Annotated in this window: 9 protein-coding genes; 8 read left to right on the top strand and 1 reads right to left on the bottom strand. The window is 66.5% G+C overall.

The features are described from left to right. Positions 1-26 precede the first annotated feature (26 nt). The 8 genes from pcaG (at position 27) to CGLY_RS11675 (ending at position 9,350) form a co-directional block, all read left to right on the top strand. On the top strand, positions 27-704 hold the full coding sequence (gene pcaG, locus CGLY_RS11710) for a protocatechuate 3,4-dioxygenase subunit alpha (protein ID WP_038549622.1): 678 nt from the start codon (positions 27-29) through the stop codon (positions 702-704). Position 705: 1 nt separating this feature from the next. Then, entirely contained in the window at positions 706-2,031 is a 1,326-nt protein-coding gene (locus CGLY_RS11705) for a lyase family protein (protein WP_227590261.1), read from the top strand. After that, positions 2,024-2,425, top strand: a complete 402-nt coding sequence (gene pcaC / locus CGLY_RS11700; protein ID WP_038549619.1) for a 4-carboxymuconolactone decarboxylase — start codon at positions 2,024-2,026, stop codon at positions 2,423-2,425. The genes CGLY_RS11705 and pcaC overlap by 8 nt, the downstream gene beginning before the upstream one ends. Next, positions 2,422-3,606 (top strand): 4-hydroxybenzoate 3-monooxygenase, encoded by a 1,185-nt coding sequence (locus CGLY_RS11695; protein WP_038549615.1) that lies wholly within the window; start codon positions 2,422-2,424, stop codon positions 3,604-3,606. The genes pcaC and CGLY_RS11695 overlap by 4 nt, the downstream gene beginning before the upstream one ends. A 3-nt stretch (positions 3,607-3,609) precedes the next feature. Then, the gene (locus CGLY_RS11690; RefSeq protein ID WP_052540125.1) at positions 3,610-4,947 is read left to right on the top strand and encodes an MFS transporter; all 1,338 of its coding nucleotides are present in this window, start codon (positions 3,610-3,612) and stop codon (positions 4,945-4,947) included. Between the two features lie 96 nt (positions 4,948-5,043). Then, a complete protein-coding gene (locus tag CGLY_RS11685) occupies positions 5,044-6,528 on the top strand; it encodes an MFS transporter (RefSeq protein WP_227590260.1) in 1,485 nt (494 codons plus the stop codon). After that, positions 6,525-8,435 carry a sugar phosphate isomerase/epimerase and 4-hydroxyphenylpyruvate domain-containing protein gene (locus CGLY_RS11680; protein WP_038549613.1) on the top strand — a complete coding sequence of 637 codons (1,911 nt, stop codon included), beginning with the start codon at positions 6,525-6,527 and terminating at the stop codon, positions 8,433-8,435. The genes CGLY_RS11685 and CGLY_RS11680 overlap by 4 nt, the downstream gene beginning before the upstream one ends. 51 nt (positions 8,436-8,486) lie before the next feature. Further along, entirely contained in the window at positions 8,487-9,350 is an 864-nt protein-coding gene (locus CGLY_RS11675; protein ID WP_038549610.1) for a shikimate dehydrogenase, read from the top strand. A 66-nt stretch (positions 9,351-9,416) separates the two neighbouring features. On the opposite strand, the gene CGLY_RS16805 is transcribed toward CGLY_RS11675, so the two are convergent. Beyond that, the gene (locus CGLY_RS16805) at positions 9,417-11,984 is read right to left on the bottom strand and encodes a helix-turn-helix transcriptional regulator (RefSeq protein ID WP_144313678.1); all 2,568 of its coding nucleotides are present in this window, start codon (positions 11,982-11,984) and stop codon (positions 9,417-9,419) included. Between the last annotated feature and the right edge of the window lie 3 nt (positions 11,985-11,987).

The following is an 11,987-nucleotide window of genomic DNA, read 5'->3' as shown; positions in this document are numbered from 1 at the left end:
CCACAATCCCTGACAGGAGAAGACAGATGATCGACAGTGACCCCAAAGGCCCGTTCCGCTACCCGGTGTCCGATATCAAGGACCAGGATGAAGCGCCGCAGGGCATCATGCCGTCCCAGACCGTCGGCCCGTACGTTCATATCGGCCTGACGACCCCCGGTGCGGAGAATCTCATCGACGAGGACTCCATGTCCTTCGCTGCCGGCGATGTCATCGAGGTGACGTTCTCGGTCACCGATGGTGCAGGACACCGTGTCAAGGACGCCATGATCGAGCTCTGGCAGGCCGACGGCAACGGTATCTACCCCTCACCTCTCGACGAGCGGTCTGACGAGGGCTCGTTGAAAGGGTGGAATCCCCTGCTCGGCGCCGGTATCGGGCGCGGCATGGTCGACGATAGCGGGGAGGTCACCTTCCGTACCCGGCGTCCCGGCGCCACACCGGCGTCTACCGGGGAGGCGGACGTCGATGTGGAGGCACCGCATCTAAAGGTCGGGGTCTTCGCTCGCGGCATCCTCGAACGGCTCTACACCCGTGCCTACTTCCCGGGCGACGAGCTGGGTGATGATCCGGTGCTCGCGGTGGTGCCCGAGGATCGCCGTGGCCGTCTCGTGCTGACCGAGGACGGAGAGAACTCCTACCGCATGGACATCGTCCTGCAGCATGATGACGCGTCCGCCGAGACTCCCTTCTTCCGGGGCTGACGTGGTGAACAATTCGGAAAGGCCCCCGGACGGGGGACTGGCGCGCACCCTCTACGGTGATATCGCCTCCGGTGGCACGACGGCGGCCACCGGCCTGTCGGACGCCGCCTTCATCGCACGCATGGTCGATGTGGAGGAGAACCTGGCATTGGCGGTGGGCGACGCGGGCCTCGTGGACACCACCACGGCCTCAGCGACCGCCCAGCTGATTGCGGAGATTACCTTCGACAGCGCGGACCTGGTGGCGCTCGCTGAGGCGTCCGTCGCCGGCGGCAACCCCGCTATCCCGCTGGCCCGGCGGCTCAAAGCGGCGGCGACGGACTCAGGTCTCGGCGTGTCCGCCGTGCACCGGGGCGCCACGAGCCAGGACATCATTGATACCGCCCTGGTGCTGTGTCTGCGCGACGCCGGCGACGCGATTCTCGCCACGACGGGTGACCTGATCACGGACCTTGCTGGTCTGGCCCGGACGTACCGGGCGACACCGGTCATCGGCCGCACACTGGGGCAGCAGGCGGTGCCGACGACGTTCGGCGTCATCGCCGCGGGATGGGTGCGACAGGTCGCCGCGGCGTCCACCCGTCTTCGCGATGTCCTCGCCGACCTGCCGGTGCAGTACGGCGGCGCCGCAGGGAATCTGGCGGCCACCGCGCCGTCGGGTCTGTCGGTGCATGCCGCCCTGGCCCGACGCCTGGGGCTGGCGGACTCCCCGGTGGTGTGGCACACCGACCGGCTCCCGCTGGTCCAGGTCGCGACGGCCCTGGCTGCTCTGGCAGGCTCGGTCCGCAAGATCGCCGGCGACGTGATCGTGTTCTCCGCCACCGAGGTGGGGGAGCTGCGGGAATCGACGCCGGGCGGCTCTTCGGCGATGCCGCACAAGGCGAATCCGGCGGCGGCCATCGCCGCCGACGGCTACGCCCGACGGACCCCTGCGCTTGCCGCCACCGTGCTGGACTGCATGGACCAGCGGATGCAGCGGGCGACCGGTGCCTGGCACGCCGAATGGCAGACGGTCCGTGATCTCGCGGCCGCCACGGCCGGGGCGGTGAACCGTACCCGCGCCAGTATCGACGGCATCACCGTCGATACCGACGCGATGCGTCGCAACCTGGCACTCACCGACGGTGCGGTCCTCGCGGAGGCGTTGGGACGTTATGTCCCCCGTGGGGATATCGACCGTGCGGTCGCTGACGGCACCCTCGGCGAACTGATGGAGCAGGCGCACCGCGACCATGGCTTCAGTACCGACCCCGCCGACCACACCGGGCACGCGGCCGACATCGTCGACGCCGTGCTGAACGACCTGAAAGGAACCCCTCATGAGTGACCCTGACGCCTATTCCGCCGGTCGCGATGCCGCGCACGAGCGTGGCATGCGCAACCGGCGTGCCGTCCTCGGTGACGAGCACGTCGATCGGTCCATAGCGAAGAAGACTCCGGTCACCGAGAAGTTCCAGGACTTCATCACCCGCACCGCCTGGGGGGATGTCTGGGAACGTCCCGGCCTTGACCACACCCAGCGCCGCCTGCTGACCATCGCGGTCCTCACCGGGGTGGGCAATGACGGCGAACTCGACATGCACATCCGCGCCGCCCTGCGTGCCGGTGTCGACGCAGACACTATCGGTGAGGTGCTGCTGCACACCGCCGTCTATGCCGGCGTCCCGAACTCAAATCACGGCTTCTCGCTGTTGAATGCCGCAGTCCAGGACCTGTCATGACCGAGCAGACCCCGGTGGCCATCATCGGCGCGGGACCGGCGGGACTCACCCTGTCGCACCTGCTGCACCAGCATGGTGTGGAGTCGGTCGTCCTGGAGTCGCGGTCACGGCACGAGGTTGAGACCACCGTGCGCGCCGGCATTCTGGAACAGGGCACACTGGACCTGATGCGCCGGACAGGCGTGGGCGAACGCATGGAGCGCGAGGCCGACATCGACGAGGGTATCGAGATTTCGGTGCAGGGGGAGCGCACCCGCATCCCGCTGACCGAGCTCACCGGGCACACCGTGGCGGTGTACCCGCAGCACGAGTACCTCATCGACCTGATCGCCCGGCGCCAGGCCGACGGCGGCGCCCTCCTGTTCGAGACCACCGTCGACGCCGTGGGCGGTACGGAGGATGCTCCGGTCATCGACTACACCGATGCTGCCGGCCGTTCCTGCCGCCTCCGGGCCGATTACGTCGTCGCCGCGGACGGATCTCGCTCGCCCCACCGCAGTACGGTCGATCCGACGGGTGCGGGACGTCACCGTCACGAGTACCCGTACGCGTGGTTCGGTGTGCTGGTCAATGCGCCGAAAACCCAGAAAGAACTGATCTACGCCACCCACCCCGAGGGCTTCGCGCTGATCTCCACCCGGTCGGACTCCGTGCAGCGCTACTACCTGCAGTGCGAACCGTCCGACACCGTGGATGACTGGTCAGACGACCGGATCTGGGAGGCACTGCACACCCGCGCCGATTCACCGGACCTGCGCATCTCGGAAGGAGAGATCTTCGACAAGGCGGTGCTGCGGTTCCGTTCGGCGGTGACCGAACCCATGCAGCGGGGCAGGCTCTTCCTCGCCGGCGACGCCGCCCACACGGTCCCGCCGACGGGAGCGAAGGGCATGAACCTCGCGATAGCCGACGTCGCCGTGCTCGCCCCGGCACTCGTCCGGGCATTGCGGGGACGCCCCGAACTGCTCAGCGACTACTCCGACATCGTCCTGCCGCGTGTCTGGCGGGCACAGCATTTCTCCTGGTGGATGTCGTCCATGCTGCACCAGGCTCCCGATGCGACGACCTTCGAGTCACGTCGTCGTCTCGCGGAATTGTCCTCCGTCCTGTCCTCTGAGGCGGGACGCCGTTACCTGGCCGAACAGTACGTCGGCCGCGATCTCCCGGAATTCGAGGTCTGAGTCATGTCCACTACCTCCGCCCGACCGGCAGCCGCCACGGCCACCCGGTCCACCGCGTACGTCACCGTCCTGTGCTGGATCGCCGTCCTGCTCGACGGATTCGACCTGGTTGTCCTCGGCACGACGATCCCTTCGATGCTGGATGACCCGGCCTGGGACCTCACCGGTGCGCAGGCCACCCAGATCACGACAATCGGCCTGGTCGGCATGACCATCGGCGCCCTGGTCATCGGATTCCTCACCGACAAGCTGGGACGCCGACGCGTGTTGATCACCGCGGTGTTCCTGTTCTCGGTGTTCACCCTCTTCCTGGCGTTCACCACGAACGTCGCCTGGTTCTCGCTCTGGCGGTTCCTTGCCGGGGCGGGCCTCGGCGGTGCTCTGCCGACGGCGATCTCCCTGGTCACCGAATTCCGCTCCGGACGGAAGGCCGGCTCGGCGTCCACCACCCTGATGACCGGCTACCACGTCGGTGCGGTGCTCACCGCCCTGCTGGGCATGTTCCTCATCGACGCCGCGGGCTGGCATGCGATGTTCATCGCGGGTGCGATTCCGGGACTGATTCTCGCCCCAGCCCTGTTCTTCATGCTGCCGGAGTCACCGGCCTACCTGAGGATCAAGGGACGCATAGAGGAGGCCGAGGAGATCGAGCGGATGTACGGCCTGCAGGTCGACACCGAGATGGACACGCTGCAGGAACAGAAGGAGGGCGAGAACACCGAGGGGATCCGCGCCTTGCTGCAGCCCACCTTCCGGATCAACACCATCGCCATCTGGGGCACGTCATTCATGGGCCTGCTGCTGGTCTACGGGCTGAACACCTGGCTACCGCAGATCATGCGGGAGGCGGACTACGATCTGGGTAACTCCCTGGCCTTCCTCATGGTCCTCAACGTAGGCGCTGTGGTCGGCTTGTTCATCGCGGGCCGGGTGGCAGACATCCAGTCGCCGCGTAAGACCGCACTGATCTGGTTCCTCGCCTCGGCTGTGTTCCTTGCGCTGCTGGCGATCCGACTCCCCTTGGTGGGGCTCTACGTCATCGTCTTCCTCACCGGTGTCTTCGTCTTCAGCTCCCAGGTGCTGATCTACGCCTTCGTGGGTGAGAACCACCCGTCGTCCGCGCGGGCCACAGCCATGGGCTTCTCCGCGGGGATCGGACGTCTCGGCGCGATCTCGGGGCCCCTGCTCGGTGGCATCATGGTCACCGCCGGAATCGCCTACCCGTGGGGCTTCTTCGCCTTCGCGGTCGTCGGGGTGCTGGGCTTCGCGATCTTCTCCTTCTCCCGGACGCTTCGTCCGTCCACGATCGCAGCGGTGGAAGGAGAGAAAGCACATTCCTGATCACTTGTTTGACCGTCCGTCGCCACAACCGTGACCGGGCGCACCACCGTCCCCCGACAGAACGACTGCCCTGGGACCGAGCACGAGGAGATTCCCGTGAGTACGTCACCATCCATCCCTGAAGGCACGACGCCACGCACGACAGTCCTGCCGGAGACCAGCCATGACGATGCGCCGAAGAAGACCCCGAAGCGGGCGGCCTTGTCCAGCTGGGTCGGGTCAGCTCTGGAGTACTACGACTTCGCCGTCTACGGCACGGCGGCGGCGTTGGTCATCAACGTCCTGTTCTTCCCCGAGGACACGTCCCCGGGAGTGGCCGTGCTCGCCTCCATGGCGACGGTCGGTATCGCTTACGTCGTGCGTCCACTCGGTGCACTGATCATGGGCCCGCTGGCCGACCGGTTCGGCCGCAAGTTCGTCCTGATGCTGTCCCTGTTCATGATCGGCGCATCGACGTTCGTCGTGGGGTGTCTGCCGACCTACGGTCAGGTCGGACTGCTGGCCCCGTTGCTCCTCGCCCTGTGTCGTATCGTGCAGGGCATCTCAGCCTCCGGTGAGCAGGGCAGTGCCATTGCAGTGTCGCTGGAACACGCCGATGAGCAGCACCGGTCGTGGACCACCGCCTGGACTCTGCACGGTACGCAGTTCGGTACCCTGCTGGCGACCGCTGTGTTCATCCCCTTCACTGCGTTCCTTCCCGAGGAAGCGCTGATGAGTTGGGGTTGGCGTGTCCCGTTCTGGCTCTCCGCCTTTGTCGTGTTGATCGCCTGGGTGATCCGCCGCCGCCTTGAGGAGCCACCGGCGTTCCAGGAGACCGCTGCGGAGGTCGAGGATGCCAAGGAGACCGAGAAAGAGGCCGAAAACGAGAGCCTTGACCCGAAGACGATGGAGCGTGTCGCCGCACGTGCAGCAGCGGCCCGCCACAACCCGCTGCAGCTGGTGCTGAAGTACCATCGCGCCGCGGTGATCCGGGTGGCCTTCGCCGCCATGATCAACACCGTCAACATCGTCTTCACCGTCTGGTCCCTGTCCTTCGCGACCTCGATCGTCGGGCTGGACCGGTCCACCATGCTGTGGGTGACGGTGACAGGCAATATCTGTGCCCTGGTCTCGATCCCACTGGCGGGGTCAGCCGCCGACCGCTTCGGGCGCAAGAAGGTGTTCATTACCGGTGCCCTGGGCGCTGCCGTGGTGATGTACCCATACCTGATGGCGGTCAACGCCGGGAACTGGCCGCTGATCTTCGTCCTCGGTGCCGTCATGTTCGGGTTGTTCTACTCCATGTCGAACGCGACATGGCCGGCACTCTACGCGGAGATGTTCCCGACGTCCGTGCGGGTCACCGGCATCGCCCTGGGAACGCAGATCGGGTTCGCCCTGTCCGGCGGTTTCGCGCCGATTCTCGCCTCACTCGTGGCGGGGAGTGAAGGGGACAACTACCTCGGTGTCGCGGTCTTCTCTTCCGTGGTCGCCGTGCTGGTGTCGATCGCCATCGCCACCGCCCGGGAGACTGCGTTCATGACCCTTGACGAGATCGACGCCGGCGACACGTTCGTACAGAAAGTGAAGCAGAACCAATGAGAACATCCGTAGCAACAGTGTGTCTGTCCGGCACACTCGCCGAGAAACTCCGCGCCGCCTCCGACGCAGGGTATGACGGGGTCGAGATCTTCGAGCAGGATCTTGTCGTTTCCCCGCACTCCCCGGAACAGATCCGGGCCAGAGGGGAGCAGCTGGGGTTGAGTTTCGACCTCTACCAGCCTTTCCGCGACCTGGACGGGGTGGGCGAGGAGCAGTTCCTCGACAACCTGCGCCGCCTGGAGTCCAAGTTCCGGATCATGCAACGGCTCAACGTCGACATGATCCTGATCTGCACGAACGTCGGCACCGCCACGATCGACGACGACGAGGTGTGCGCCTCCCAGCTGCGCCGTGCCGGCGAGCTCGCCGCAGGCTACGGCATCCGGCTGGCGTATGAGGCACTGGCGTGGGGAAAGTACGTCAACACCTACCGGCACGCCTACCGCATCGTGGAGCTGGCCGATCATCCCAATGTGGGCACCTGCCTGGACAGCTTCCACATCCTGTCCCGCGCCGACGACCCGTCGGGGATCGTCGACATTCCCGCGGAGAAGATCTTCTTCGTCCAGCTCGCCGATGCTCCGCGCCGGGACATGGATCTGCTGTCCTGGTCGCGCCACCACCGCGTCTTCCCTGGCGAGGGTGACTTCGATCTGGTGGAGTTCCTGCGGTTGCTCGCCGTCGCAGGGTACGACGGTCCGGTGTCACTGGAGATCTTCAACGACTCGTTCCGGCAGGCCGACGTCTCCCGCACCGCCGTGGACGGGCTGCGCTCGCTGCGGTGGCTGGAAGACCAGGCCTACCGGGCCCTTGATACCGGTACCGGTGCTGGGTCCGGTACCGACCCCGGCTCGTATCCGGTGGGGCTGGCAGCGCTCCCGGAGGCGACGACCCCGAGTTCCTACAGTTTCGTTGAACTGCACACCGGGCGGTTGGGTGAGATCACCAAGCTGCTCCACCAGCTCGGGTTCGTCCTGGGCGGCTACCACCGCACCAAGGAGGACTTCCAGGTGTGGGTGCAGGGAGATGCCCGTATCGTGGTCCGGGACCTCGGTCCCACCGGCAGCGATACCGCCATCGACAGTTTCGGCGTGGACGTCAAGGGCGCGGAACGGTCGGCAGCTCGGGCAGAGAAGCTTTCTGCGGAGCCACTCGTGCGGCAACGCCAGGATGACGAAGCGGAACTCCACGGCGTGTACACCCCCGACGGCACCGGCATCTACTTCTGCGAAGCCACTGAGGACGGAGTCCCGGTCTGGGCAGAGGAGTTCGGCTTGATCGGCGAGGACGTCCGGACCATTGACGCGGTCACGGATGCCCACTCCAGGATCACCGGCGTGGATCACGTGGGACTGGCGCAGCGATGGCACCGCCACGACGAGGCCGCCCTGTACTTCACCTCGGTGCTGGGTCTGCAGGCTCATGCTCCCGATGCGGTACCGAGCCCGGCGGGGTATGTGCACTCCCGGGTGATGTCGGCACCGGACGGCGACTTCTCGCTGACTCTCAACGTGGCACCCGAGGGCAGTGAGCAGGGGGACTTCCTCGCCGCGTCCTATCCTGAGCACGTGACCCTGGAGGTCACCGGCATCATCGAACTGGCGCGCCGGGCCCGCCGGCGGGGTCTGGAGATGCTGCCCGTCCCGGAGAACTACTACGACGACCTGGTCTCCCGGTTCAACCTCGACGACGAGACCGTCGCGGAACTCCGCGAGTGCAATGTGCTCTACGACCGCGACGAGCACGGCGAGTACCTGCGGTTCTACACCGGCACCCTGGGGACGATGTTCTTCGAACTCGTTGAACGGCGCGGAGATTATGCCGGCCACGGCGTGGACAACACCCCGGTGCGCCTTGCCGCCCAGTACCGGGTACTGCGCGACGCTGCCCGCGGAATCCCCAGCTGACCCGTCACACCGAGACAACCACCGAGATAGCCACTGAGAGAAGGTATCGAGATGAACGCCACACCCGCCCGTAGTTTTCTGCTGGGACTGATCGGCACAGACCTGTCACTGTCCCGCACCCCGCCGCTGCACGAGGCTGAGGGGTTGGCCCAGGGGCACCCCACCGTGTATCGCCGCCTTGACGTCCTCACCGAGAGGCTGAAGGACCGGACCCTGAGCGAGATGCTGTCGAGTGCCCTGGACATGGGTTTCGATGGTCTGAACATCACCCACCCCTTCAAGCGTGAGGTTGTGGCGATGCTGGACGAGGTCGACCCGGTCGCCACCCGCCTGGGTTCGGTCAACACCGTGGCCATCCGTGACGGCAGGACGTTCGGCTACAACACCGACGTGACCGGTTACGCCCGCGGCCTGGCGGAGCAGCTGCCGGACGTCTCCAAGCGTTCCGTGGTCCAGGTCGGTGCCGGAGGAGTGGGTAATGCCATCGCCTTTGCCCTGGCAGAGGCGGGTGTCGAGGAGTTGCAGATCCGTGACGTCGACGCCGGACGTGCCGCAGAACTCGCCGAGAACCTCAACACGGCTACCGGTACCTCCGTGGCCACTGGATCAGGACCAGACGGTGTGGAGGATGCCATCGCTGCGGCCGACGGTGTCGTCAATGCGACGCCGCTGGGCATGTTGAGCCACCCAGGAACCTCGTTCGACACCTCCTGTCTGACACCGGTCCACTGGGTCAGTGATGTGGTCTACATGCCTGTGTCCACCCAGCTGCTGCAGGAGGCTGAAGCGGCGGGGTGTCGCACCCTCAACGGCACGCACATGGCCGTGTACCAGGCGGTGGACGCGTTCGAGCACTTCACCGGTCTTCCCGCGGACGCTGACCGGATGCGGGAGACCTTCTATTCATTGGGCTGATCTGGCCACGTACCGGGCCCTGCCGCTCAGCAACCGGCCTTGCCGCCCCGCACAGCACGCGGGCGGTCAGCGTCGTTGCAGCGCACCGGACAGTTCGGTGCGCCCCCGGATGCCGAGCTTACGGTAACAGTTGGTCAGGTGGTGCTCCACCGTCTTCGCCGACAGCGTCAGTTCCCGGGCGATGTCCCGGTTGGTGGAGCCGTCCGCCGCCATGACCGCGATCTGCTCCTCCTGGGTGGTGAGCCCGCCGGAGGTGGACCCCGTCGCCTGAGCGGCGGCATCCGTCGCTGTGCCGGAGATTCCCGCCGCGCGGCGCTCCCGACGGCATCGCTCGACCATGGCAGGCGCCCCCATCGAGTCGAAGACCTCCTCGGCCCGAGCGAACACCTCGTCGGCATGCCGACGCCGACCGAGTCGACGGAGCACCTGACCGTATTCCAGCAGAATACGGGACTGATAGGCCCGCATCGGGGTATCAGTGATGATATCCACTGCCTCGTCGAAACACCGCACACCGGCATCGACGTCCCCGCGACGCAGCAGGATACTTCCGCGGGGGACGCGCAGCTTCGCAGCAACTGAGGCCAGTCCGCGCGTCCCCGCACGCTGTTCGGCCTCAGTGACGACAGCGTCGGCCGCACGTATCCTCCCGGCGCGTACCAGACATTGGGCGTAGACGTCTTCCCACGGCCAGAATCCGGGCTGTTGGGTGTCCTTTTCAGTGCCGATTCTCGCGAGCGACTCACCCACACGTAGCGCTGCCACCAGATCGCTGCTGGTGGCGGTGGTGATCATGCGACTCATCGCGGCGGGTAGCCGTTGGATGAGGAATGATTCGGGGTCGTCGGGCAGCCGGCTTGTGTACTGGCGTGAGGCGGACTGGTCGCCCTGGAAGGCTGCAACCTGAGCGCCGGTCCACAGCAGTACGGGGTCGAGCAGCGTACTGCCGTGGACATCGCCGGTGGCCAGCCCACGTTCGACAGTGCGGCGGGCCGTTTCGAAATCACCGAGGACATAGTGCGTCCGGGCGAGCCAGGCGTCCCGCCAGATCCGTAGGGAGGGCGACAGTGACGGAAGCGGTGACGAGAGCATCTCGCGTGCGGTGAGGGGATCATCGTTGACGAGGGAGAGCCAGCCGTTGACCAGGCGGTGGGGAACGTCCGGCCGGTCCGTCGAGGTTACGGAGCCATCGATGATGCTGGTGGCGACGGTGATGAGCAGGTTGTCGTCGGCAGAGGTGGCGTGCTCGAGCATGCTGTGAGGATCCCAGTCGGCGAAGGAGAGCAGTGCGCGCTGACGTTCGGTACCGGGTCCGGCGGCATCGTCGGATGCGGCGTCGTCCAGCACGGCATAGGCCCGGCGGCGGTCCCCGGCATGCATGGCCAGGAAGGACACGCACGGTGCCGGTCCGAAGGAACCCCGGGACCAGAGCCGGGCGGCGGGCAGGTCCCCCGACAGAGTCAGTGCCTCGACAGCCTCGACAGCCTCGACAGCCTCGACAGAGCCAGGGACGATGCATGACAGTTCGGCTGCAGACTGCCATTCGCCCCGGTTGCGGTACTTGGTGGTGAGGCTCCGTATCTGCGAGACAACGTTGTCGACCGTCCCCGGCCCGCCGGCCAGGACGGTCTGGAGTTGGTGGTACAGGGCACGCCCGGGGTCGGTGTGCACGTGTGCGGCACGGTTGTGGAGATCAACACACACCGCGGGCGGGGTCTGCTCCAGCACGGCTGCGCGGTGGCGGGGGTCGCGGAACTCGACTGCCGGTCCATGGACGGCGCGAAGCACCAGGGAGAACACCTTGTCGTTGGCTGCGGTGACCTCTCCTGTCAGATCTCGCAGCAGGAGCAGGGGGACGGGATCTGCGGATGGTCCTCCGCCGACTGCGACCGCCCGGAGTAGGTCGACGAGTTGTCGTCGGGCCCCGGGTGAACTGGTGGTGCCCGTATCGGTGCTGTTCAGAACGTTGTTCAGGGCGGCGGACAGGGCGGCTGACCAGGATTCCGGCACAGCGGGCGCCCGCCCTGCCCTGATATCGGCAGGGGCACCATCGAGCAGTTCGGCCAGTAGATCGACGCGGCCACCAGTCATGGTGTGCAGGTCCACCGCGAGGTGTGGGTGCGGGAGCACGCCGGTCGAGGATTCCACCGCCACACCGACATTCTCAACGGTCAGCGGCGGTAACACGACCTCAACATCCCCGAGTCGGAATGTCGCTCTCGGTGCATCTCCGTCGGCACCTTCCGTGCCGGCCGGGCCGACCGTGCTCATGGTGGCGACAACCACCAGGCGCCAGGGACGGTCGCCGCGGTGGACCTCCTCGTACAGACGGCGCAGGGACGCCGTGTCAGCCAGGTCAATGTCCTCAATGAGGAGCAGAGTGTCGGCGGAGTCGTCGGGCAGCGACATGACGCCCGGACGATTCGGCCCGGATAACAGGCGGGTACGGACCACGTTCCACGTCGGAGAGCCGGTGGCGACATCATGAAGCACTCCGGACGCTCCGCCACCGGAGAGGTCACGCACGACAATGACGAGCCCGCTCCCGGGCGTGACAGTCTGCTGATGGGCGAGGATCTCCCTGACCTGGGGATGGTGGAGGCGGGGTAATCTTCCGCGGTGGGCGGTAGGCACACC

The organism is Corynebacterium glyciniphilum AJ 3170 (assembly GCF_000626675.1).
GTDB classification, from domain to species: Bacteria; Actinomycetota; Actinomycetes; order Mycobacteriales; family Mycobacteriaceae; genus Corynebacterium; species Corynebacterium glyciniphilum.
The sequence above is the reverse complement of the archived record's forward strand: the minus strand, read 5'-3'. Positions and strand labels throughout refer to the sequence as shown.